At 74.4% G+C, this 23,843-nt stretch carries 20 protein-coding genes and 1 pseudogene; 9 read left to right on the top strand and 12 right to left on the bottom strand.

Translation table 11 applies throughout. The features are described from left to right. Positions 1 to 22: 22 nt before the first annotated feature. From BS72_RS06155 to BS72_RS06135, 5 genes are all read left to right on the top strand, one after another. The gene (locus BS72_RS06155; protein WP_037907031.1) at positions 23 to 622 is read left to right on the top strand and encodes a histidine phosphatase family protein; all 600 of its coding nucleotides are present in this window, start codon (positions 23 to 25) and stop codon (positions 620 to 622) included. Between the two features lie 257 nt (positions 623 to 879). Next, positions 880 to 1,236, top strand: coding sequence for a hypothetical protein (locus tag BS72_RS06150; protein ID WP_407638927.1), 357 nt, complete (start codon positions 880 to 882; stop codon positions 1,234 to 1,236). A 200-nt stretch (positions 1,237 to 1,436) separates the two neighbouring features. After that, positions 1,437 to 2,294: a spermidine synthase gene (locus BS72_RS06145; protein WP_037907028.1), complete on the top strand. Its 858-nt coding sequence runs from the start codon at positions 1,437 to 1,439 to the stop codon at positions 2,292 to 2,294. A gap of 519 nt (positions 2,295 to 2,813) precedes the next feature. Further along, positions 2,814 to 4,127 carry a right-handed parallel beta-helix repeat-containing protein gene (locus BS72_RS32010; protein WP_232792225.1) on the top strand — a complete coding sequence of 438 codons (1,314 nt, stop codon included), beginning with the start codon at positions 2,814 to 2,816 and terminating at the stop codon, positions 4,125 to 4,127. Positions 4,128 to 4,395: 268 nt separating this feature from the next. Continuing rightward, positions 4,396 to 5,409, top strand: a complete 1,014-nt coding sequence (locus tag BS72_RS06135; protein ID WP_037907854.1) for a methyltransferase — start codon at positions 4,396 to 4,398, stop codon at positions 5,407 to 5,409. A 252-nt stretch (positions 5,410 to 5,661) separates the two neighbouring features. Here the strand turns inward: BS72_RS06135 and BS72_RS06130 are convergent, their stop codons facing one another. From BS72_RS06130 to BS72_RS06095, 7 genes and pseudogenes are all read right to left on the bottom strand, one after another. Then, on the bottom strand, positions 5,662 to 5,988 hold the full coding sequence (locus BS72_RS06130) for a TcmI family type II polyketide cyclase (RefSeq protein ID WP_037907024.1): 327 nt from the start codon (positions 5,986 to 5,988) through the stop codon (positions 5,662 to 5,664). A gap of 5 nt (positions 5,989 to 5,993) precedes the next feature. Next, positions 5,994 to 6,524, bottom strand: coding sequence for an SRPBCC family protein (locus tag BS72_RS06125; protein ID WP_051950703.1), 531 nt, complete (start codon positions 6,522 to 6,524; stop codon positions 5,994 to 5,996). A gap of 128 nt (positions 6,525 to 6,652) precedes the next feature. Beyond that, entirely contained in the window at positions 6,653 to 6,955 is a 303-nt protein-coding gene (locus BS72_RS06120) for an acyl carrier protein (RefSeq protein WP_051950702.1), read from the bottom strand. A gap of 69 nt (positions 6,956 to 7,024) precedes the next feature. After that, positions 7,025 to 8,284 carry a beta-ketoacyl synthase N-terminal-like domain-containing protein gene (locus BS72_RS06115; protein ID WP_037907019.1) on the bottom strand — a complete coding sequence of 420 codons (1,260 nt, stop codon included), beginning with the start codon at positions 8,282 to 8,284 and terminating at the stop codon, positions 7,025 to 7,027. Then, positions 8,281 to 9,549, bottom strand: a complete 1,269-nt coding sequence (locus tag BS72_RS06110) for a beta-ketoacyl-[acyl-carrier-protein] synthase family protein (RefSeq protein ID WP_037907015.1) — start codon at positions 9,547 to 9,549, stop codon at positions 8,281 to 8,283. Before BS72_RS06110 ends, BS72_RS06115 begins: the two co-directional genes overlap by 4 nt. Continuing rightward, a complete protein-coding gene (locus tag BS72_RS06105; RefSeq protein ID WP_037907014.1) occupies positions 9,546 to 9,983 on the bottom strand; it encodes a cupin domain-containing protein in 438 nt (145 codons plus the stop codon). Before BS72_RS06105 ends, BS72_RS06110 begins: the two co-directional genes overlap by 4 nt. A gap of 387 nt (positions 9,984 to 10,370) precedes the next feature. Next, a pseudogene (locus BS72_RS06095) lies at positions 10,371 to 11,536 on the bottom strand (SchA/CurD-like domain-containing protein). A 336-nt stretch (positions 11,537 to 11,872) separates the two neighbouring features. Between BS72_RS06095 and BS72_RS06090 the strand changes: the two are divergent. Next, a complete protein-coding gene (locus BS72_RS06090; RefSeq protein WP_078901048.1) occupies positions 11,873 to 13,798 on the top strand; it encodes an FAD-dependent oxidoreductase in 1,926 nt (641 codons plus the stop codon). 113 nt (positions 13,799 to 13,911) lie between these two features. Here the strand turns inward: BS72_RS06090 and BS72_RS32005 are convergent, their stop codons facing one another. Continuing rightward, a complete protein-coding gene (locus tag BS72_RS32005) occupies positions 13,912 to 15,237 on the bottom strand; it encodes a multicopper oxidase domain-containing protein (protein WP_051950701.1) in 1,326 nt (441 codons plus the stop codon). Positions 15,238 to 15,665: 428 nt separating this feature from the next. On the opposite strand from BS72_RS32005, the gene BS72_RS06080 reads away from it, so the two are divergent. Beyond that, on the top strand, positions 15,666 to 16,118 hold the full coding sequence (locus tag BS72_RS06080) for a hypothetical protein (RefSeq protein WP_037907011.1): 453 nt from the start codon (positions 15,666 to 15,668) through the stop codon (positions 16,116 to 16,118). A gap of 325 nt (positions 16,119 to 16,443) precedes the next feature. Next, the gene (locus tag BS72_RS06075) at positions 16,444 to 17,157 is read left to right on the top strand and encodes a class F sortase (RefSeq protein WP_037907008.1); all 714 of its coding nucleotides are present in this window, start codon (positions 16,444 to 16,446) and stop codon (positions 17,155 to 17,157) included. 182 nt (positions 17,158 to 17,339) lie between these two features. Here BS72_RS06075 and BS72_RS06070 read toward each other — a convergent pair whose 3' ends face one another. The 4 genes from BS72_RS06070 to BS72_RS06055 form a co-directional block, all read right to left on the bottom strand. Further along, a complete protein-coding gene (locus BS72_RS06070; RefSeq protein WP_037907004.1) occupies positions 17,340 to 18,812 on the bottom strand; it encodes a GH1 family beta-glucosidase in 1,473 nt (490 codons plus the stop codon). Between the two features lie 63 nt (positions 18,813 to 18,875). Further along, positions 18,876 to 19,790, bottom strand: coding sequence for a carbohydrate ABC transporter permease (locus tag BS72_RS06065; RefSeq protein ID WP_037907001.1), 915 nt, complete (start codon positions 19,788 to 19,790; stop codon positions 18,876 to 18,878). A gap of 3 nt (positions 19,791 to 19,793) precedes the next feature. After that, positions 19,794 to 20,801, bottom strand: a complete 1,008-nt coding sequence (locus BS72_RS06060; protein ID WP_037906999.1) for a carbohydrate ABC transporter permease — start codon at positions 20,799 to 20,801, stop codon at positions 19,794 to 19,796. Between the two features lie 293 nt (positions 20,802 to 21,094). Beyond that, positions 21,095 to 22,438 carry an ABC transporter substrate-binding protein gene (locus BS72_RS06055; RefSeq protein WP_037906996.1) on the bottom strand — a complete coding sequence of 448 codons (1,344 nt, stop codon included), beginning with the start codon at positions 22,436 to 22,438 and terminating at the stop codon, positions 21,095 to 21,097. A 329-nt stretch (positions 22,439 to 22,767) separates the two neighbouring features. Here BS72_RS06055 and BS72_RS06050 point away from each other — a divergent pair, with 329 nt between their 5' ends. Next, positions 22,768 to 23,790, top strand: coding sequence for a LacI family DNA-binding transcriptional regulator (locus BS72_RS06050; protein WP_037907843.1), 1,023 nt, complete (start codon positions 22,768 to 22,770; stop codon positions 23,788 to 23,790). The last annotated feature ends 53 nt before the right edge of the window (positions 23,791 to 23,843 follow it).

Genomic DNA, 23,843 nt, shown 5'->3' with positions numbered 1-23,843 from the left:
GAGCCCGGAAGAGGCCACCCCCATGCAAGTGCCGGAGTCGCGCGTCGTGCTGGTCCGGCACGGCCAGACCGAGTGGTCCCGGACCGGGCAGCACACCGGCCTCACCGACATCCCGCTCACCGCCGAGGGCCGGCGCACCGCCGAACTGCTCGGCGGGCGGCTGGCGGGCGCGGAGTGGCAGGGCCTGGCCGGCGCCGAGGTGCGCACCTCGCCGCTGGCGCGGGCCTCCGAGACCGCCGCGCTGGCCGGCTTCCCGCACGCCAAGGAGTGGGACGCGCTGGTCGAGTGGGACTACGGCGACTACGAGGGCCTCACCCCCGCGCAGCTCCAGGAGATGCGTCCGGGCTTCCACATCTGGCGGGACGGCGTGCCCGGCGGCGAGGCGCTGGCCGAGGTCGCGGCCCGGGCGGACCAGGTCGTGGCCTGGGCCCGGTCGGCCCCGCGCGACGTGGTGGTCTTCGCGCACGGCCACTTCCTGCGCGTCCTGGGCGCCCGCTGGCTCGGTCTTGACCCGGCGTTCGCGTCGGCGCTGCGGCTGAACCCGGCGTCGCTCTCGGTGCTGGGCTGGGCGTACGGGGCGCCGGCGCTGGAACGGTGGAACGACACCGGCCACCTGGAGTAGCCGCGGCCCGTCCCGGCCCGGGGCTCCACAGGGAACCCCCGGCGGCCTTCCCACCCCCGATCGGGGGCGGCGGAGCGGGAATCGCCAGGCATCGCCACCCCGCAGCACCGTCCCGTCGCCACGGCAGGTGCCGTTCTCCTGGGTATGGCGCCGGTCGAGTCCGGCGCCCTCGAAGGGAGGTTGCCGTGGAAGCCGTGGAACAGGACAGTCCCTCGGACCGCAGGCACGATGCCGGGACGGCCCCGGCGCGGGATGTGGTGACCGTACCGTCGCGCCAGGGGCTGGAGGCGGCCGATCTGCTGCGGCTGACGACCGGGGTGGGACCCGTCTTCCACGACCGGGCGTGCGACAGCCTGGCGTTCGTGGTGCCACCGGGGACGGCGGAGCTGTGGGACCTGCCCGGCAGCCGCTGTTCCCGCGCGGAGGCGGACCCGGGGCCGGGCGGCTGGCTGGTGCCCCCGCACACCGACACGGCCGTGACGGACCCGGAGGTGCTGCGGGCCGCACTCGGCGCCGCGGCCCGCACCATCCGGCTGGCCGACGGCTTCACCCCGCCGCACTCCCTGCCCCAGCTCCCGCAGGCGGGCAGCGCGGCAGCCGGCAAGGCCGTATGACGAACGCGGGACCGAAACGCGGGACCGGAACGCGTGACGGGAAGGCGGGCAAGGCCGTGTGACGCGGAACGGGCCATGACGCGCGGGCAGCCGACGCCCGTGCCGCCCGACGACGCCCGTCCTGCCCGACGGACGGTCCGCCGGTCGAGCCGACCCCAGGCGTGGGCGATGGCCCGGAGTTCCGGGCGGATAATCGGAGCATGGCACGCAACCGCCGCTCCGCGGACCTCCGCTCCACCCCCGTGGACGGCGGCCTCGCCGAGCTGCGCCCGGACCAGGAGCACCCGCAGAGCTGGACCCTGCTCGTCGACGGCGCACCGCAGTCCCACGTCGACCTGGCCGACCCGGGCCGGCTCGACTTCCCCTACCAGCGCCGGCTGGGCCACGTCATCGACCTGGCCGCGCCGCCCGGGCGCCCGCTGCGGGTCCTGCACCTCGGCGGCGGCGCCCTGACGCTGGCCCGGTACACCGCCCACACCCGGCCCCGCTCCACCCAGCAGGTGGTGGAGGTCGACACCGCGCTGACCGACTTCGTCCGCGCCGAACTGCCCTGGGACCGGACCTGGCGGATCAAGGTGCGCGGCGCCGACGCCCGCGAGGGCCTGGCCAAGGCCCCGGACGGCTGGGCCGACCTGGTCATCGCCGACGTCTTCGCCGGCGCCCGCACGCCGGCCCACCTCACGACCGCCGAGTACCTCGCCGACGTCCGCCGGGTGCTCGCCCCCGGCGGCTGGTACGCCGCCAACCTCACCGACGGCGGGCCGCTGGCCTTCCTGCGCGGTCAGGTCGCCACCGCCCGGGCCGCGTTCGCGGAGGCCGCGGTGGCCGCCGACCCGGCGGTGCTGCGCGGGCGGCGGTTCGGCAACACCGTCCTCGTCGCGGCCGACGTGCCCCTTCCGGTCGCCGACCTCACCCGCCTGGTGGCCACCGACCCGCACACCGCCCGGGTCGAGCACGGACCGGCGCTGGCCGACTTCGCCGCGGGCGCCGCGGTCGTGTCCGACGCCACCGCCACCCCCTCCCCGGTGCCCCCGCCCCACATCTTCGACGACGTCTGACAGCGATCGCGCGCGCCTGACGTGATCGCACACGCCTGACGCGGCCGCGTACACCTGGCGCGCACGCGCCTCCCTGACACCACGGCCGCACGAGGGCCGGTCCGCGCCCCCGCCGGACGGCACCTGACGTACCGTCCGAGTGCCGGGCCCTCCGTACCTGCCGGCTCCGTACCTTCCGGGCCTTCCGGGCTCTCCGGGCCGCTTCGGCGGAGCCCGGGTGGGCGGCCGCCAACCGGACGGCGTCTCCCTGGTGCCCGGCGGGCCGTCCACCGCCGGTTTCGCCTCCCGCCCGCGCTGTCCGCGGCCACCGCCGTATTCGGGCTGACTGCCCGTCGGGTGGGAGCCCGCCGCCGCCACCCGTCCGGCGGCGGCCCCGAAGGGCCGTCACCCCGGTGCCGGGTGGGAGTGGCGGGGGGGATGGGGCGAACTTAGCGTCGTGCTGGCGGCCGGTCGGCCGCCGTTCCAGGTCAGGGAGCCCCGCCGACGCGGGGCGCACGAAGCAGAAGGCGGGTCGGGTCGATGGCGAGGCGAGCAGTGATGACGGCGGCGGTGTGCGTCGCGGCGGCGGCGGGAACGGCGATAGCGCCGGCCCAGGCCGCGGACGCGCCGGCGGGCACCGGGACCTGGCACGTGGTCCACCCGGGCGAGTCCGTGCAGGCCGCGGTGGACGCGGCCCGGCCGGGCGACACGGTGTTCCTGATGCCGGGCACCTATCGGGGCACCGTCCGCATCGGCACCTCCGACGTGACGCTGCGCGGCAGCGGCGCCGGCCAGACGGTACTCGCCCCGCCCACCACCGCGGACCAGTCCACGACCGCCCCGGCCGACCCGGCCCCGCTCGCCCCCACTGCCGGGGGGACGGCTGCGGCCCCCACCGGCGGTACCGTCTCCGGCGCCCCCACACGGAGCGGCGGGACGACGGCGACCACCGCGTCCACGCCGTCCACCCCGTCCAGCCCGTCCACGGTCCCCGGCGGCACCGCCGCGGCCACCCCGGCCACGGGTCCGGGTGAGACCTCTGCCGGTACGGGAACCGGTACCGGCACGGCGGCCGGCACCGCCGAGTGCGGCCAGCCCGGCAGCGGGGTGTGCGTCACGGGCGCGGCGGACGTGCGGGTCACCGACCTCACCGTCACCGGCTTCGCCACGTACGGCCTGTGGGCCTCGGCGGCCGACCGGCTCACCGTCAGCGGGGTGCGGGCCGACGCCAACGGCCTGTACGGCATCGGCCAGGAGCGTTCCGTACGCGGCCGGTTCACCCGGAACGAGGCGAGCGGCAACGGCGAGGCCGGCCTGTTCGTGGCCAACACCGTCAGCGAGGAGGGCGGCGCCACCGACACCCAGGGCACCCTGATCAGCGGAAACACGCTGAAGGACAACCACATGGGCCTGGTGGTGCGGCGGCTGCGGGACGTCACGGTCGAGCGCAACACCATGACCGGCAACTGCGCGGGCGCCTTCCTCGTCGGCGACGAGAACACCCCGCGGGCCGGCGAGCTCACCGTCGAGCGGAACACCGTCACCGACAACAACGCCTACTGCGCGGCCACCGCCCGGCTGCCCTACGTGCAGGGCGCCGGCATCGTGCTGACCGGAGTCGAGAACACCCGGCTGTCCGGCAACACGGTCACCGGGAACGTCGGCGCCTCCCCGCTGTCCGGCGGCATCGTCCTCTTCCCGAGCTTCACCGGCGGCCCCAGCTCCGGGATCTCCGTCCTCGACAACACCGTCCTGAGCAACGGCCCGGCCGACCTGGCCGACAACGACCACGGCACCGGCAACACGTTCACCGGCAACGACTGCTCGGTCTCCGTCCCCGCCGGCCGCTGCTGATCCGCCGCCCCCGGCACCCGGCCGGCCCGCCCGCTCCCGCTCCCGGGGCGGGCCGGGCCCGGTCCGCCGGCCACATCCGAACGCGCCCGCGACCCCGGCGCGTTCCGAGCCCCGAGTCCCCCCGAGCCCAGACCCCCCGCACCGCCACCGAGAAAGGGCGGCCCCAATGACGGCCCCACCCCGTATCCCGAGCCCCGAACCCTTCGCCCAGCTCGCCCAGCCCGCGGCCCAGCCCGTCGAGGAGGGCGCCGCCGGCGCCGGCTCCTCGATGCGGCTGCGGGAACTCGTCTTCGGCGCGGCCTGTGCCGCCGCCATCCGCGCCGCCGTCCGCATCGGCGTCCCCGACGCGCTCGACGCGGAGCCGGCGACCGCCGAGGAGCTGGCCCCGGCGGTCGGCACCGAGCCGCAGCCGCTGCGCCGGCTGCTGCGGGCTCTCACCTGCTACGGCCTGTTCGCCGAGGACGCCGACGGCCGCTTCCGCCACACCCCGATGTCCCGCCTGCTGCGCCAGGACGAGCCCGGCAGCCTCCACCACATCGCCCTGTGGTGCACCGAGCCGTGGACCTGGGACGCGTGGCCGCGGCTGGAGGACGCCGTCCGTACCGGGCGCGACGTCTTCCAGGACCTCTACGGCAAGGGGTTCTTCGACTACCTGCACGCCGAGGGCGGCGAGTCGGCGCGGGTCTTCGACCGGGCCATGACCGCCTCCAGCCGGCAGGCCGCCCGCGACGTGGCCGCCTACCTCGACCTCACCGGTGTGCGCAGCGTCGTCGACATCGGCGGCGGCCAGGGCCTGGCGCTGGCCGAGCTGCTGGAGAAGGCGCCCGCCCTCCAGGGCACGCTGCTGGACCTGCCGGCCGTGGTGGCCGGCGCCGACCCGCGGCTGCGCGACGGGGGCCCGCTGGCCGCCCGGGCGCGGCTGGTGCCGGGCGACTGCCGGCAGGACGTGCCGGTCCGCGCCGACCTGTACGTGCTGAAGAACATCCTGGAGTGGGACGACGCCAGCACCCGCGCCACCCTGCGCAACGTGGTGGCCGCCGCCGAACCGGGCGCCCGGGTGCTGGTGATCGAGAACCTCGTCGACGACAGCCCGTCCATGCGCTTCACCACCGCCATGGACCTGCTGCTCCTGATGAACGTCGGCGGTGCCAAGCACACCCGTTCCAGCATGACGGCGCTGATGGAGGAGGCCGGCCTCACCGTCGGCGCGGTCCGGCCGGTCAACGCCCACCTGCACGCCTTCGAGGCCGTCGTCGCCAAGCAGCCGCCCGAGGGCGTCTGACCACCGCCCGCCCGCACCACCGAGGGCGCCGGCCGCACCCCGCGGCCGGCGCCCTCCCGCATCCCCCGGCGGTTCCGTCCTCCGCGCCGCGACCCCCGCGAGGCCCCTCGCGCCCGGGCCCCAGGACGCGAAGCCCCTCGCGTCCTGGGGCCCGCGCACACCGGAGACACCGGAGCGCGCACAGCGGACCGCCCGCGCACTCCGGTGTGCGCGGGCGGTCCGAGGGGGTGCCGGGGGTGCCGGGCGACGGTGTCAGACCCCGCGCTCCCAGCGGTAGAACTCCCTGGCCATCGCGTCCTTCGGCTCCCGCCAGGTCGCCGGGTCGTACGCGCTGACGTACGGCGAGAGCGCCTGGCTGATCCGGCGGAACTCCGGGTGGCCGGCGTGCTTGGACACCTCCGGCCCCGGCGGGCGCTCGGCCTCGATGAGGTGCAGGTACACCTCGCCGAACTGGAACAGGCTGCGGCCCGTGACGCCGATCAGGCCGGGCAGATCGGTCTGGTCGGACGCGGCGAAGGTGTCGGCGATGTCGTGCGCCGCCTCCGGCTTCATCCGGGCGACGATGAGGCTGCGGTACACGGGCCTCACACCTCTTCCGGGGCGCGCCGTCCGGCCCGGCCGGTGCCCGGCTCCACGGCCCGGCCGGCCTCGGCGGCGGCCTTCTCGACCCGCTCCCGGATGCGCTCCATCTGCACCACGGAGTTGCGGTTGATGTGGCCGGTCATGCCGGCGTCGTCGACCGGGGCGTCGGGCTTCATCGCGAAGTCCTGCACCCAGCGCATCAGGGTGCCGCCGGGCACCTCCTGGTACGTCCAGAAGATGTCCATCCGCTCGAACGGCCCGGTCTCCACTCGGCGGGCCCGCACGTTCAGGGCGGCCCGGTCGGTGGTGCGCTCGGAGACCCAGCTCCAGACGACGCCGTTGTCGTCCGGCCGCATCGTGAGCCGGAAGGTGGTGGTGTCGCCCCGGCGCTCCAGGATCTCCACCTCCGCGTACTCGCTGAACAGCCGCGGCCAGCTCTCCAGGTCGTTGGTCATGTCCCAGGTCAGGTCGAGGGGGGCGGCGATGGTGATCTCGTTCTCGGTGTGGCCGGGCTGGGCTTTGGCCGCTGCCATGGCTGGCTCCTTCAGTACGGGTTCGCGGGCGGACTGGTGTCGCCGGGCGCGGACGGACCGGCGACGACGGTCGCGGACAGGCCCGCGACAGGTTCGTGACGGGCCGGTCCGCGACCGGTTCGAGCGGTTCAGGACTGGCTGGCGAGCTGGGCGTTGACGGTGGCGAGGAAGGCGTGCGGGGAGCGGCAGGTCTCGGCCTCGTCGCCGATCTTGGCGCCGTAGCGGTTCTCCAGCTCGGCGACGATGCCGAGCAGGCCGAGGGAGTCGAGGTTCAGCTCCTCGAAGGTGATGGCCGGGCTGGCCTCCATCTCCCGCGCGTCCACGCTGAGTCCGGCGCGGCCCTTCATCAGGGTGGCCAGCTCCTCGAAGGTCACGGGGCCGGCGGCACCCTTCGGGCGGGCGGCGCTGGCGGTGCCGGTGGTGTCGGTCATGGTGGTGGGTCTCCTTCTGGTCTGACCGGTCGCGGGCGACGGGTCGGGGCTGTCGGCGCGGGGTCGGGCTCAGCGCGCACCGTCGGGGTCGCGGCGCAGCACCAGGGCCGCGTTGCAGCCCATCAGCCCGCGGCTGAGCACCAGTGCGGTGCGCAGTTCGGCGGTGCGTGCCTCGCCGGTGACGACGTCGAGGTCGTGCCGCACCTCGACGACGTTGGGGGTGGGCGGCACCACGCCGTGCTCCAGGGCGAGCACGGCGGCGGCCGCGTCCAGCGCGGAGGCCGCCGCGTAGGCCCGGCCGAAGCCGGTCTTGGGGGCGGTCACCGGCACGGTGGCGGCGCGGGCGCCGAGCGCGTCGGCGATCGCCTGCACCTCGGCCTGGTCGGCGGCCGGCAGCCCGAGGGCGTCGGCGAAGACCACGTCGACGTCCTCCGGCCGGCAGTCGGCCTCCGCCAGCGCGCCGCTGATCGCGCGGGCCAGCCCCTCGCGGGACTCCGCCCACCGGCCGGCGCCGGTGAAGGTGGCGGCGTGGCCGGCGACGACCGCCCGCACCTGGGCGCCGCGCCGCCGGGCCGTCTCCTCGTCCTCCACGGTGAACATCGCGCCGCCCTCCGCCGGGGCGAAGCCGCACGCGTCCTCGGTGAACGGCAGGTAGGCCCGGTTCGGGTCGCCGGCCAGGCTCAGCTCGGGGTAGCCGAGCTGGCAGACCACCGAGTACGGGGCCAGCGGGGCCTCGGTGGCGCCGGCCACCATCGCGCCGGTGCCGCGCAGCACCGTGCGCCGCGCGTGCGCGAGGGCGTCCAGGCCGCCGGGCTCGTCGTCGGCGAGCACCCCGCAGGGGCCCTGGAAGCCGCCGCGGATGGAGATCTGGCCGGTGCTGGCCGCGTAGAACCACGCGATGGACTGGTACGGGCCGACGAACTGCGGCCCGCTGCCCCACAGCTGCTGCAGCTCGCGCTGGCCGAACTCGCCGCCGCCGGAACCGGCCGCCGTCACCACGCCGATCGCGTAGGGCGACTCCGGGTCACGGGCCAGGTGGGCCTCCTCCAGGGCGAGTTCGGCGGCCGCCATGGCGAAGTGCGTGAACCGGTCGGTCTGCACCAGGAACCGGTCCTCGACCAGCGCGGACGGGTCGAAGCCCGACACCTGGCCGGCCACCTTCAGCGGCAGGTGCCCGCAGCCCTCGCGGGTGACGGGGGTGAGGGCGGTCTGCCCCTGCTGCACGGACTTCCAGAACGCCTCGGTGCCCGTGCCGCCGGGCGCGACGACCCCCAGGCCGGTCACCACCGCCCGCCGCCCGGCGGGGGAGCCCCCGCGCTGTCCGCTCATGACGTGCTCCTCTCGGCGTGGGCCAGCACCACGGCGGACTGGAACCCGCCGAAGCCGCTGCCCACCGACAGCACCGAGCGCAGCCGGGCCTCGCGCGCCGTACGCGGCACGTAGTCCAGGTCGCACTCCGGGTCCGGGGTGGTGTAGTTGGCCGTCGGCGGCACCACGTCGTTGGCCAGCGCCAGCGCGCACGCGGCCAGTTCGATCGCGCCGATGGCGCCGAGCGAGTGCCCCACCATCGACTTGATCGAACTCATCGGCACCTTCCGGGCGTGCTCGCCCAGCGACCGCTTGACGGCGGCCGTCTCGTGCCGGTCGTTCTGCTTGGTGCCCGAGCCGTGCGCGTTGACGTAGTCGACGGCCGACGGGTCGATCCGCGCGTCCGCCAGCGCCCGGTCGATCGCCTGCGACATCTCCCGGCCCTCCTTGGTCAGGCCGGTCATGTGGTAGGCGTTGCCGAACGTGGCGAAGCCGCGCAGCTCGCAGTGGATGCGGGCGCCGCGCCGCCGGGCGTGCTCCCACTCCTCCAGCAGCAGCACCGCCGAGCCCTCGCCCAGCACGAAGCCGTCGCGTTCGGCGTCGAACGGGCGGGAGGCGTGCGCGGGGTCGTCGTTGCGGGTGGAGGTGGCCTTGATCGCGTCGAAGCAGGCCACCGTGATCGGAGAGATCGGCGAGTCCGCCGCGCCGGCCACGATGATGTCGGCCTTGCCCTCCTGGACGGCGTGGAAGGCGTGCCCGACGGCGTCCAGGCCCGAGGTGCAGCCGGTGGAGACCGTCTGCACCGGGCCGTGCGCCTCCAGGTCCTCCGCCACCTCGCCGGCCAGCGCGCTCGGCTGGAACGCCCGGTTCAGGTGCTTCGCCGCCTCCTCGGGGGAGACCTCCCAGCGCTGGCCGCCACCGCTCACCTTCACGTAGTCGCGCTCCAGCCGGGTGGTGCCGCCGACCGCCGAGCCGAGGCTGACGCCGACCCGCCAGGGGTCCTCGGAGCCGAGGTCGAGACCGCTGTCGCGGACCGCCTCACGCGCCGCCGCCAGGGCGAACTGCACGTAGCGGTCGGACCGTTCGGCCTGCTCGCCGATGATCCCGGCGGCGGCCGGGTCGAAGTCGCACTCGGCGGCGATCCGGGAGCGGAAGCCCGCCGGGTCGAAGAGCGAGATGCCGCGCGTGGCGGTACGGCCGGCGGTCAGCAGGTCCCAGAAAGCCGGTATACCGGTGCCGCCGGGCGCGACCACGCCCAGCCCGGTGATCGCTACCCGCCGGGTCATGCCCGCGCCCCAGCCGGGTCGGGAGGCGCCGCGTGGCCGGCGGCACCCTCCTGTTCGGGCTCGGTGTCGACGTGGCCGAGCTCCGGCCGCGGCGCCAGCGGGCCCAGGTGGAAGACCATCCGCGCCTCGGTGGAGCCGACGTTGCGGAACCGGTGGCGCATGTCGATCGGGATCAGCAGCCCCTGCTCGGGCCGCAGCGGGTGCGCCTCCCCGTCCAGGTCGACCTCGATCCGGCCGTTCAGCACGTACACGAACTCCTCGGAGTACGGGTGGTAGTGCTCACCGATCCGGTCGCCCGGCTGGATGATGGCGACCCCCATGAACCCGCTGGTCGAGCCGACCGACGCGGGCGTCAGCAGGGCCCGCAGGTCCCCGCCGCGCCGGGTGTTGGGTGCGGTGTCGTCGAGGTGGACGATGCGTGCTTTCTGCGTCATTACGACTCCTTGGCTCAGGTGGGGTACTGGTGGTGACGGGTCAGGGAGGCGGGCCCGGGGGGTGCGGCCCGGCGCCGGCCCCGGTCGCGGAAGCGTCCGGGGCCGGTGCCGGGCACGGGGGCCGCGACCGGCGGTCGTCCCTTCCGCCGGCCGCGGGGTCCAGGTGGGGGCGCGCGCCGCCCGGCGGGCCGGACGCGCACCCGGCCCGGGGCCGGGCCGCCGCGTCGGCGGGCACCGTGGGGGGAGGGGCGGCGCGCGCCCCGGGGGAGGGCGGCGCGTGCGGGTCGTCGTGCCGGGTGCCGGCATCGGACGGGCGCCGCACGGCCGCGGGGGCGGAGGTGCCTCGGCCGGCGGGGTCCGCGGGGGCGGACCTCGCCGGGGGCGGCACTAGCGCTCGGACGCCTCCGACGACGTCCGGTCGGTGACCGGCGTCATCGGGTAGCCGCCCAGGCCGAGGCCGGCCGGGTCGGCCGCGTCGTCGGGGCCGCCGGGCACCAGGAGTTCGCGCAGCGCGCGCACCGTGGCCCCGGGCAGCCCGGCGGTGCCGGAGCCGCCGGAGGCGGGGCCGCGTACGTCGATCATCCGGACGACGACGTCGTCGCGGTGGAAGACGGTGGCCGCGGCGAGCGGGTGCGCCGGGTCGCCGGCGGCGACCGCGTCCACCTCGGCCAGCAGCCGTGCGACCTCCGCGCCCTGACCGGCGCGGACCGGGTAGAGGTAGGCCAGGCGGGTCAGCGGACCGTGGTCCCGGCCGCCGGCCAGGTCAGCGCCGGGCGTGGCCCGGTAGGAGGCGGCCGGCAGGGCCGCGCGGGCGAAGAACGCCCGGGCCGAGGAGGGGTCGGCCAGGTCCCGGTTCTCCTCCAGGTACGGGTTGATGGCCTCCTCGACCGCCCGCACCTCGGGCTGCTCGGCCACGTGCCGCAGCGCGTTGCCCAGGTCGCCGGCCACCTCCACGGCCCGCACCACGCGGTTGCCGTGCATGAAGAGGGAGGTGCGCAGCAGCCGCGTGTGGCTGTCGACGCGGGCCTGCGGGGAGCGGTAGCCGGCCAGCAGGTCGGCCACCGGCTGCTCGCTGCCGGGCTTCACGGTGAAGGTGATCGCGTGCCGCACCACGCCGCCGCTGGCCAGCGGGGGGCCGGCAGCGGGTCCAGGCCGGCGGCCGGCGCGGCCTTCACCCGGGCGACGCGGGGCGCGCCCGAATCGGGCGTCTCGCGGGCGACGACGAAGCGCAGCGAGGTGGTGTCGCGCACGCAGCCGTGCAGCGGCTCCACCATCTTGCGGTGGGCGGCGCTCTCCACCCAGTCCAGGAAGGGCTCGCTGCCCTCCCACTCGCTGGTGATGAGCCACTGGGAGGAGCTGCCCAGCGACTGGCACAGCTGGTCGCTGAGGTGTCCGGGCACCGCGGCGACCTGGTGGCGTATCTCCTCGTACGCCTGGAGGAAGCGCTCCTGCCGGCCGTCGAGCACGTCGAGCAGGAGCACGACGCGCAGCCGCTGCGTGTCGGTGCCGGCCGGGGAGGGTTGTACGGCCTGGCGGTCGTCCACAGTCGTCACGGGGGTTCGTTCCTCTCACGGGTCATGGGCCGCGGTGCGGTGCGGTGTGCGGTGACGGCCGGGCGCGGGGCCCGGGACCGTACCGCGCCGTAGCGCGGCACGTGCCGAACGCATATGCGTCTCCGCGAATGCGGGCGGCGGTGCCGTCACTCCCGATCGTCGGGCCGGGTCGCGGATCGTGCGCGGCACGTGAGGCGCCCGGGTGAAGCACCGCCCCGCGGCGCCCCGGGCGGGCGGCGGACGGGAATGCAGCAGAGGCAGCGGGAACCCCGCGGGCCGGCACCCGCCCCGTCGGGCGGCGGCCCCGCGCCCGACACCCCCCACCGGAGAGACCTGATGACGCAACCCCGGCACCACACCCACCCGTCCCCCTCCTCCAGCGCGTCCACCCCGGCCGGCCGCGGCCCGGCCGCGGCTCCGCCACCGGCCGCGCGCCCGCCCGCCGCCGACCCGGCGGGCTCGCCGGCCGGGCTCCCGTACGACGAGCGGGTGCCGGTGCTGGTCGTCGGCGGCTCGCTGGTGGGGCTGTCCGCCTCCGTCTTCCTGGGCCGGCTCGGCGTGCCGCACCTGCTGGTCGAGCGGCACGCGGCCACCTCGCGCCACCCGCGCGGGCGCGGCAACAACGTCCGCACGATGGAGCTGTTCCGCACCGCCGGGATCGAGCCGCAGATCCGCGAGGCCGCCTCCGTCCTCGCCGAGAACCACGGCATCCTCCAGGCCGACACGCTGACCGGTGCCGAGCAGGAGTGGCTGTTCCGCACCATCGACCCGGGCGGCGCGCTGTCCCGGATCAGCCCGTCCGGCTGGTGCCTGTGCAGCCAGAACGACCTGGAGCCGGTGCTGCTGCGGGCCGCCCGGCGGCTCGGCGGCGACATCCGGTTCGGCACCGAGCTGGTGGCCGCGGAGCAGGACGCCGACGGTGTCACGGCGGAGATCGTGGACCGCGCCAGCGGGATGCGCCGCACCGTGCGCGCGGACTACCTGGTGGCCGCCGACGGCCCGCGCAGCCCGGTCCGGGAGCGGCTGGGCATCTCCATGGCCGGGCCCGGCGACCTCTTCCACAACGTCAGCATCACCTTCCGCGCCAAGCGGCTGGCCGACGCGGTCGGCGACCGACGGTTCATCGTCTGCTACCTGACCAACCCGGAGAGCCCCGGCGCGCTGCTGCCCGTGGACAACGCCGAGCACTGGGTCTTCCACGCCCCCTGGCGCCCCGACGACGGCGAGACCCTGGACGACTTCACCGACGAGCGCTGCGCCCGGCTGATCCGGGCCGCGGCGGGCGTGCCCGACCTGGAGGTCGAGGTCACCGGGAAGGCGCCCTGGCACGCCGCCGAACGGGTGGCGGAGCGGTACGGCGCCGGGCGGGTCCTGCTCGCCGGGGACTCCGCGCACGAGATGTCGCCCACCGGCGCGTTCGGCTCCAACACCGGCATCCAGGACGCCCATAACCTGGCCTGGAAGCTCGCCGCCGTCCTCGCGGGCTGGGCCGGCCCGGCGCTGCTGGAGAGCTACGACGCCGAACGCCGCCCCGTCGCGCTGGCCACCGCCGCCCGCGCCTCGGCCCGTTCCGCCGAGCACAGCCACCCCGGCTACGACGCCGTCCCGACCGGCGGGCCGAAGTCGGGGATGCTCGCGGTGGTGCTCGGCCACCGCTACCCGCGCGGCGCCGTGCTCGGGGCGGACCCCGAAGCGCCGCCGCTGGCCGCCGAGTTCAGCCCGGTCGCGGTGCTCGGCGGCCGGGCCCCGCACCTGTGGGTGCGGCGCGGCGGTGAGCGGATCTCCACCCTCGACCTGTTCGAGCGGGTGCCGGTGCTGCTGGCCGCGCCCGGGGCGGAGGCCTGGTACGAGGCCGCGTGGGAGGCGGCCGAGCACACCGGCGTGCCGCTGGAGCGCTACCTGATCGGGCGGGATCTCGTCCCGGAGCCGGCCGCCCCGTCCGACGCCGCCGCCCGGCCCGAGGGCGGCCGGCCCGAGGGCGCTCGGGCCGACGCACCGTCGGGCCGGCCGTCCGGCGGTCCCCGCCCGGAGGGTGCCCCCGGCGGCGGGCTCGGCCCGGACGGCCCCGTCGCCGGCGGCCCGGGCCGGCCCGGCGGTGCCCCCGACGGGCCGCCGGACTTCGGCCGGCTCTACGGCGTCGGGCCCGAGGGTGCCGTCCTGGTGCGGCCTGACGGGTTCGTCGCCTGGCGGTCGCAGGGCGCCGCGCCCGAGGCCGAGCAGACCCTGGAATGGGTGCTGCGCGAGGTCCTGCGGCTGGGCTGAGAAGCGGCTGCCGCCGGCGGCTCGCAGGGCAGGACGGCGGGACGTGGCAGCACGGCGGCGCGGCAGCGGAACGGCGGCCCGCCCGGACGTGGTCCGGGCGGGCCGCCGCACGCCTACGAGGTGACGCGGTAGCGGCCCGCCATCCCGTGCATCATGTGCGCGGCCACATGGCAGTGGTAGAGCCAGTCGCCCGGGTTGTCCTCCCGGTACTCCACGGTGAGCGTGGTGGCCGGGCCCAGCATCTCGGTGTCGGTCCAGCCGGCGGCGGTGCGCCAGCGGTGGCCGTGGATGTGGAAGGTGTGGAAGGAGTTGCCGAGCGTGGCCACCCGCCACCGCACCCGGTCACCCGAACGCGCGGTGAAAGTGGGGGCGTTGTCCACGAACGCGCCGCCGTTGCACAGCGACAGGTCCTGGCCCAGCGGGGGCGCGTCGGCGGCCGAGACGTCGTGGAAGAAGAGGACGAACTCCCGGTCCACCTTCGGGGTGCGGGCATCGGTGACGGCGATCATCCCGAACAGGCCCAGCTCCGCGCCGATCTCCATCACCGGCCCGCCGCCCCCGCCGAACGCCCGCACGGCGTCGGCGGTCTCGACGTTGTCGCCCATGTCCATCGAACCGCCGCCCTGCCCCTGGCCGCCCTCCGTCGCCGACGGTGAGACCGAGGACGCGGACACGGACGGCGAGACCGACGGCGACGGCGCGGCCGGAGCCGAGTCGGCCGCCGGAGGCGTCGTGGCCGGTGCCGGGTCGGACGGTTTCAGCGGGATCTGCGGCGCGGCGTGGTCGTGGTAGGGCCAACTGCCCACGGAGCCGGGAACACAGGTCCAGGTGTAGGTGTAAGTGCCCCCGTAGGGAACGGCGGTGCCGTCCTTGTCCGGGAGATCGGCCATCCAGGCACCGTCGTTGTCGGGGGTGTAGCGCACCCCGTGCGGGTGGAGGGAGTGCGGCCACCGGTAGTGGGAGTCGTTGTTGCGGAAGTGCACCCGGATCACGTCGCCCACCTCGGCGCGCAGCACCGGGCCCGGGATGCCGGTGTTCGGGCCGATGCCCTCCGGGCTCAGGTCGCCGGGCAGCGGCTTGCCCCACTGGGGGGTGTAGGCCCGGTACCCGACCGCCTGGAACGTGGTCTGCGCGGCGGTGAAGGTCGCGCCGGTCATGGCGTCGCGGCCGTTGGGCACCGCGTTGTGCTCGAAGGAGTCGGCCTGGAGCCAGAACTCGCGGACCCGGCCGCCGGCCCGGAAGGCGTCGGAGGCGAAGGGGTCGGCGCCGGTCGCGGCGTCCGGGCCCGAGCCGGCGGCCCCGGCCGGCGCGGTGTCCGCGGCCGCCGGCCCGGAGGGGGTCAGCGCCAGCGCGGCGAGCGCGCCGCCGCCGGTCAGCGCGCGCAGCAGGCTCCGCCGGCCGCGGCCGGGTGACGAGGGGGGTACCGACTCCGATGACATGCGCGTCCTCTCGCTCGGGGTGCCCGGTCCGTGCCGGGCCGGTTCCCACCGCCCCGGGGCCGCCGCACCGCCCTGACCAGGGGCTGAGCGCTCCCAGGCGTCCGCCTGACACGGGCTCAGCACCCCTTGGAGAGGGCTCGGGTGCCGCGGCTGGGCGGCGGGCGGGACCGTCCGGCGGCACCGGGCCGCCCCGCTCCACCACTGTGCGGCGGCCCCGGCGCCCGATCCGGCGCGACCCGGCCGCACGGGTGGGGCGATACAGGCGGGTGGCGGTGCCTGCCACCCGAAGAGCGGACCCCGTCACCCTCTTGCGCCGCTCTCCGGTGGCGGGCCGCCCGGCGGTCGCGCAACGTGAAGGTGTCGCCGCTGCGCTTGTCGGGCTGACACCAAGTCAGCCGGTGCATCCGTCGACGGAAGGAATCGTCCCCATGCGTACTGCCCGCACCCTCGTGGCCGGAGCCGCCCTCACCGCCTGCCTCGCCGTCGCCGCCCCCGCGTACGCCACGGGTGCCCTCAACGCGTACGACCCGAGCAGCAACGGCTCCTCCTCGTCCTCCTCCTCGTCGTCCTCCTCGACCGACTCCTCCTCCAACTACGGCAAGTCGGACAGCTCGAACGACTCGAGCAGCTGGAGCGGCCAGGGCGGCAAGAGCGACTCCGACAACCAGAGCGGCAAGAGCGACTCCGACAGCCACGGCGCCAAGGGTGGCTCGGACGACGGCTACGGCAAGCCGCACGGTGGCATGCACACCGGTGGTGGCGGCATGGCGCTCGAGGGTGGCAGCGGCATGGCCGCCGGCTCGATCTTGCTGCTCGGCGGCCTCGGCGCGGGCGCGCTCGTGCTGCGTCGCCGCCGCACCACGGCCGGCAACCTGGCCTGACCCCGGCGCCGTCACCACGGCACCGCAGCACCCCTCGGCCTGACGGCCGACCAGGCGTGGCCACCGTCCGTGCACAGCGGTGGCCACGCCCGCTGCTTTCCCCCCGATACCCGCCGTTTCCCGCTTCCCCCGCTTCCCCCCGCCTTTCCCGTCCCCCTCCGCTCCGGGCCGGGCCGCGGCGGGGCCGCCGTCCCCACCCGTCCCCGGCGCCCCCGCGGCTGCCCGGCCCGTACGCCCGGTCCCGCCACACCTTCAGAGAAATCCGCCCGCGAAAACCCGCCCGCGAAACCCGCCCGGTCCGGCCGGGCGGAGGAAGGCGTACCGCATGGCCACTCAGCCCCCGCAGGGCGACCCCGGGGCGGCCGACGCCCCGCGGCAACCCCGGGACAAGGGCTCACGCGTCCTGCGCTGGGCCACCGCGGCGACCCTGGTCGGCGCGTTCCTCGTCTACCACTCGCTCGACTCCTCCGGCGCCGGCATCGCGGTCGGCGTCCCCACGCCGCCGGCCGTCTCCTCGACCGCGTCCGGCGGCACCTACGCGACCACCTCCCCGGCGGGCACCGGGCTGTCCATGCCCCCGTCCGACCCGACCCGGCTGAGCATCCCCGGGATCGGCGTCAACGCCCCCTTCACCCCGCTGTACATGGACGCCTCCGGCTCCCTCCAGCCGCCGCCCGACACCGACCGCAACCTCGTCGGCTGGTACCAGGGCGGCGTCACCCCCGGCGAGACGGGCAACGCGATCGTCGCCGGACACGTGGACACCACCTCCGGGCCCGCGGTGTTCCTCCTGCTGTCCTTCATGAAGAAGGGCGACACCGCCGCCATCACCCGCGCGGACGGATCGGTGGCGCACTTCACCGTCGACTCCGTGCAGACCTTCTCCAAGGACGCCTTCCCGGACAAGGAGGTCTACGGCGACACCCCGGACGCCGAACTGCGCCTGATCACCTGCGGCGGCGCCTTCGACCGCAAGAGCATGAACTACGAGGCGAACGTGGTGGTCTTCGCCCACCTGTCCTCGGTCTCCAAGTCCTGAACCCGGGACCGGGCTCCCCCCACAAGCGCACAATCGCTCGTGCGAGCCGGCACGAAGCTGGTACGAGCGCGGACGAGCAGGAGGCCGGCCGCCGCTTCCCACCCTCACGGGCGGGAAGCGGCAGCCGGCCTCCTCGTGTGGTGGCAGGGCAGCACCCTCGGACCGCCCTACCGCCCGTCCCCTCAGAACCCCCCGTCCTCCTTCGGGAGGTCCGGAAGGACGTTGGCGCGGGCCACCGAGGCGTACCAGTGCGCGCTGCGCTTGGGCACGCGCCGCTGGGTGGCGAAGTCGACGTACACGGCGCCGAAGCGCTTGCTGTAGCCGTAGGCCCACTCGAAGTTGTCCATCAGCGACCACAGGAAGTAGCCGCGCACGTCGGCGCCGTCCTGGATCGCGCGGTGCACCGCCGTCAGGTGGCTGTGCACGTAGGCGATGCGCCGGGGGTCGTTGACGGTGCCGTCGGGCGAGACGTAGTCCTCGTACGCGGCGCCGTTCTCCGTCACCATCAGCGGCAGGTTCGGGTGCTCGCGGTGCATCCGGGTGAGCAGGTCGTAGAGCCCGCTGGCGTCCACCGCCCACTGCATGGCGGTGGTCTGGCCCGGCGGCAGGTGGAAGGCCACGTGCTCCGAGCCCGGCCAGGGCGAGTAGGCGCTCTTCCCGTGGGCGTGGTGGCGCGGCCCCTGCTCGCCCGGACGGCCGTCGGAGACCAGCGTCGGCGTGTAGTAGTTGACGCCGAGCATGTCCACCGGGCGGGAGGTCTCGGCCAGGTCGCCGTCCTTGACCAGCGCGCCCCAGTCGACCACGTGGGCGGTGTCGGCCAGCAGGTCGGCGGGGTAGCCGTCGCCGAGGAGGGGGCCGAGGAAGATCCGGTTGCCGACCGCGTCGATCCGTCGCGCCGCGTCGAGGTCGGCAGCCGAGTCGGTGCGCGCGCGCACCTGGTGCAGGTTGAGGGTGATCGAGGTCCTGGCGTTGGCGGGGAGTACGGATCGCAGGACCCCGATCGCCCGGCCATGGGCGAGGTTGAGGTGGTGGGCGGCCTTCAGCGCCGACTCCGGGGCGGTGCGCCCGGGCGCGTGCACCCCGGAGCCGTAGCCGAGGAAGGCCGAGCACCACGGCTCGTTGAGCGTCGTCCAGTACGGCACCCGGTCGCCGAGCGCCTCCGCCACCATCTCGGCGTAGTCGGCGAACCGGTCGCTGGTCTCGCGGACGGTCCACCCGCCGATGTCCTCCAGGTCCTGCGGCAGGTCCCAGTGGTAGAGCGTGGCGAACGGGGTGATGCCCTTGTCCAGCAGTTCGTCGACCAGCTTCCGGTAGAAGTCCAGTCCCCGCTGGACCGCCGGGCCCCGGCCGGTGGGCTGCACCCGCGACCAGGAGACGGAGAACCGGTAGGAGCCCAGGTTCAGATCGCGCATCAGCCGCACGTCGTCCCGGAAGCGGTGGTAGTGGTCGGTGGCGATGTCCCCGGTGTCCCCGTTGACGACCCGTCCCGGGGTGTGGCTGAAGGTGTCCCAGATGGACGGCGTGCGGCCGTCCTCGTCGGCGGCCCCCTCGACCTGGTAGGCGGCCGAGGCCGCCCCCCAGACGAAGCCGGGGGGGAAGGCGAGGGAGGACGGGCTGGCCAAGAGCTCGGGGCTCTCGGAACGGACAGCTGTCACGGGGACTCCAGGGGAATCAGGGGCCGAACGGGGACGGGACGGGCGCCGGGCCGGCGCGGCGGGTCAGCTCTTCACGGCGCCCGCCGTGATGCCGCCGACGATCTGCTTGCCCAGGACCATGAACACCAGCAGCAGCGGCAGCGTGGCGACCAGCGCGCCGCAGACCACCACGGCGTGGTTGATCGTGTGGTCGCCGGAGCCGAGCCCCTGGAGGGCGACCTGCACCGTCGGGTTCTGCTGGTTCAGGGCGATGAACGGCCAGAAGAAGTCGTTCCAGGACTGGACGAAGACCAGCATCCCCAGCACCGCCATGGCCGGCCGCGCGATCGGGAACACCACGTGCCAGATGATCCGCAGGGAGTGCGCGCCGTCCACCCGGGCGGCCTCCACCAGCTCGACCGGCAGCGCCTCGGAGAGGAACTGGCGCATGAAGAACACGCCGAACGCCGCCACCAGGGAGGGCAGGATCACCGACTGGATGTGGCCCACCCAGCCGATGTTGCTGACGATCTGGTAGAGCGGGATGACGGTCAGCTGCGGCGGGATGGTCATGGTGGTGACCACGATGGTCAGCAGCGCGTTGCGGCCGCGGAACTGGAGCTTCGCGAAGGCGAAGCCGGCCAGCGTGGCGAACAGCACGGTGCTCACGGCCACACACGCGGCCACGATCGTGGAGTTGATCAGGGCCTTGGTCATGTCGACCTCGGACCACACGATCTTCAGGTTGTCGATCAGGTGCGAGCCGGGCAGCAGCGGCGTCGGCGGGGTGATCAGCTCGGTGTCGGTCCGCGAGGCCGCGACCACCGTCCAGTACAGCGGGAACAGCGAGAAGAGCGTCGCGATGATCAGCAGGATGTAGGTGACGGGTCCGGCGCTCTGCGTCCGGCCGGCGCCGGTCGAGCGCTTCCAGCGGCTTGCCTTGGGCGCGGCGGACTGCCGCGGGCCCGAGGCCGGTATCGACTGGGTCAGTTCAGCCACGGGTCAGCCCCCAAGCTTCCGGCGGTTGGCACGCGCCACGAGCATCTGCACGGCGCCGATGAGCAGCAGGATGAGCAGCATCACCCACGCCACGGCGGACGCCTGCCCGAGCTCGCCGGTCTGCCAGCCCTTGTCGTACATGTACAGGCTCAGCGTCTGGTACTGGTGGTCGGAGCCGCCGGAGTAGCCGATGGAACCGCCGAACATCAGCGGCTCGCCGAAGAGCTGCGTGGCCCCGATGGTCGAGACGATGATGGTGAAGAAGATCGTGGGCCGGATCGACGGGATGGTGACGCTGATGAACTGCCGCCACCGCGAGGCGCCGTCGAGCGAGGCGGCCTCGTAGAGGTCACCGGGCACGGCCTGCATCGCGGCCAGGTAGATCAGCGCGTTGTAGCCGGTCCAGCGCCAGGTGACGATCGTCGAGATGGCGATCTGCGCGGGCCACTTGGAGTTGTTCCACTGGATGTGGCCGGCACCGAAGTGGCCGAGGACCTGGTTCATCATCCCGTAGTCGGGGTTGAAGATCTGGATGAAGACCAGGGTGGCGGCGGCGATCGAGGTGGCGTACGGAGCCAGGATCGCGACGCGGAAGAAACCGCGCGCTCGCATCTTGTAGTTGAGCAGGTGGGCCAGGCCGAGGGCGAACAGCAGCTGCGGGACGGTGGAGATCACACCCATGGTGAAGGTGTTGCGCAGCGCGCCCCAGAAGAAGGTGTTGTCCCACAGCTCCTTGTAGTTGCGCGCGCCGACCCAGGTGGCGTGGGTGCCGAGCTGCACCTCGTGGAAGGAGAGCCACCCGGTGTAGATCAGCGGGAAGAGGCCGAAGGCGGCGAAGCAGAGGAAGAAGGGGGCGATGTAGACGTAGGGCGAGGCCTTGGTGTCCAGCCGGAAGAGCCGGACACGCCAGTTGGCCCGGGGCGGACCGGGGTCGCCGCCGTGCTGCGAGTTCGGGGCGTTCCTGGACGACCCGGGGGTGCCGTCGGACGTCGCCCTGACGGAGGTGGCCACGAGTGGCATCCTTCCGGTAGGGGATCAGCGGGGGAGGAAGCGGATCAGCTGGCGCCGGCCGGGCCGCCTCGGAGGGCGGCCCACCCGGTGCGTCGTGCGGGGGTGCGTCACGCGGGTCCGTCGGACGGGTCTCTCGGACGGGTCCGTCGGACGAGTTCGTCGTGCGGGAGTGCGTGACGCGGGTTCGTCGGACGGGGTGCGTCAGGCGGGAGGTGCGGGCCGCGGGCTGCGGCACGGGGCCGCCCGGCCGGCGTGAGCCAGGGCCGGGCGGCCGTGACCGGTGTCGGCCGAGGTCAGCTCATGTCGCCGATCTGGTCCTTCACCTGCGCCTGGATCTTGCCCCACTCCTTGGACTTGGAGGTGCCGTGCTGCTCCATGTCCAGGAGGCCGTTCTGGGTGATGATGATCTTCACCGCGCCGTCGTTCGGGCCGATCGGGGCCGGCTGGATGCTGTGCGCGGTGGTGCTGAAGATCTTGCCCACGGGGGTGCCGGGGAAGTAGTCGTTGGTGGTGTTCTGCACCGCCGGGTCGTCCAGGCCCGCCTTGGTGGACGGGATGTTGCCGAACTTCTGGAAGACCTTGACCTCCTGGGCGGGGGCGGTCAGCCACTGCGCCAGCGCCTCGGCCGCGGCGGTGTTCTTACCGGACTTCGGCACCGCCAGGAACGAGCCGCCCCAGTTGCCGGCCTGCGGCGGCTGGGCGATGTCCCAGTTGCCCTTGTTGGCCGGACCGGAGTCGGTGGCGATCTGGCCGATCATCCAGCTCGGGCACGCGACGGTGGCGAACTTGTTGGTCTTGAACGCCGCAGCCCAGGTGTTCTGCTGGTCGAACTGCTGGAGCTTGGCGGTCAGACCGTCCTGGACGGCCTCGGTGGACAGGTTCCACGCGGTCTGGACACCCGGGCTGGTGGCGTAGACCAGCTTGCCGGAGCTGTCGGTGTACTGCGTGCTCTGGCTGGAGAGCACGGCGTTGAACAGGCCGCCGGCCGAGTCGGTGAAGGCCACGCCCGCCGGGGCGTTCTTCTTGAACTGGATGCCGGCGTCGACGAACTTCTGCCAGTCGCCCGCCCACAGCTTCGCGACGGCGTCCCGGTCGCTCGGCAGGCCGGCCTTCTTGAACATGTCCTTGCGGTAGCAGATCGCGGTCGGGCCGACGTCCGTGCCCACGCCGATGACCTGGCCGCTGGTGGTGGTGGCTTCCTTCTCCTTGTAGTCGAGCCAGTTGCTCGCGTCGAAGCCCTTGACCGTCTTGAAGTCGACGAACTTGTTCGCGTACTGCGGCTCGACCGCGTTGGCCACGAAGCCGATCTCGATCGCCTGGATGTCGTCGAGGCCGCTGTTCTGGTTCAGGTGCAGCTTCAGCGACTTCCAGTACTGGTCGCTGTCGGAGACGTTGTCTTCCTTGATCGTGATGTTCGGGTGCAGCTTCTCGTACTCGGAGAAGAGCTTCGCTCCGGTCTTGTCGTCGAAGCCGAACGACCCGTAGTCGCCGATGCGCAGGGTGATCTTCGCGTTGGACGATCCCCCCTTGCCCTCGTCCTTGCTGCTGCTGCTGCAACCGGTGATCAGGGTCGCGCAGGCTGCGAGACCCGCGACCGCGATGACGGCGGTCTTGCGGGTTCTGCCGGAAGTGCGCATTCCACTCTCCTTGTCAGGGTGGGTCGAGCGATGCGGTGGTGCGGGTGCTGCGGTGATGAGATGTCCCCGGGTAACTGCACACAGAACGGGACGTTCGTGGGAGCGCTCCCACTAGGCTTTCCGGAACACTCACGCCTGGGAGGGGTCAGTGTCAAGACGTGAAGTCGATTTCGTTGCCGGAACGTGTCCGGGGCGGACACGTGGTCACTTCTTGAACGGACGGAGTCACTCACCACGGGTACCGTGGGAGCGCTCTCATGCCTCTCTCCGCAGTGGGTGAGCCGGGCGCTAAGGTGGCGCGCACTGAGTTACAGGAGGCTGTAGTGGCCATGAACGGTCGGCACAGCGGACGACCCACCCTCGAAGAGGTGGCCGTCCGCGCCGGGGTGGGCCGGGGGACCGTCTCCCGGGTGATCAACGGCTCGCCCCGGGTCAGCGACCGGGCGCGGGCGGCTGTCGAGGCGGCCATCGCCGAGCTCGGCTACGTGCCCAACCGGGCGGCTCGGGCGCTGGCCGGAAACCGCACCGACGCCATCGCCCTGGTCATCCCGGAGCCCGAGACCCGGCTCTTCGCGGAGCCCTACTTCTCCGACATCATCCGCGGTATCAGCGCGGAGCTGGCCGACACGGACATGCAGCTGCTGCTGACCCTGATCCGCACCCCCAAGGAGCGCACGCGCTTCGCCCAGTACCTGGCCGCGCACCGGGTGGACGGGGTGCTGCTGGTCTCCGTGCACGAGGACGACCCGCTGCCCGACCTGCTGGAACAGCTCGACGTGCCGGCCGTGCTCAACGGCCGCCGCTCCGACCTGGAGTCGCTGTCCTACGTCGACGCCGACAACGTGGGCGGCGCCCGCGCCGCCGTCGGGCACCTGTTCAGCGCCGGGCGGCGCCAGGTGGCCACCATCGTCGGGCCGCTGGACATGTACGTGGCGCGCTCCCGGCTGGAGGGCTACCGCGGCGCCGTCGCGGACGCCGGGTTCACGCTGGACGAGGCGCTGGTCGCCCCCGGCGACTTCACCGAGGAGGGCGGCCGGCGCGCGATGCGCGAGCTGCTGGAGCGCCGGCCCGACATCGACGGCCTCTTCGCCGCGTCCGACGTGATGGCCGCCGGAGCCCGCGCGGTACTGCGCGAGTCCGGCCGCACCATCCCCGGCGACGTGGCGCTGGTCGGCTTCGAGGACTCCGCCGTCGCCCGCCACATGGACCCGCCGCTGACCTCGGTGCGGCAGCCGACGGAGGAGATGGGCCGCACCATGGCCCGGGTGCTGCTGGAGGAGATCGCCGAGCGCGAGTCCGTGCGCCGTCACGTCGTCCTGGCCACGGAGCTGGTGCGGCGGGAGTCCGTGTAGGGCGACGGGTGCCGGGGCGCCCGGTGTGACCGGGGCGCCTGGGGGTCGGCGGC

It is taken from the genome of Actinacidiphila yeochonensis CN732 (assembly GCF_000745345.1).
Classification (GTDB): Bacteria; Actinomycetota; Actinomycetes; order Streptomycetales; family Streptomycetaceae; genus Actinacidiphila; species Actinacidiphila yeochonensis.
This window is presented reverse-complemented; position numbering and strand designations above follow the sequence as displayed.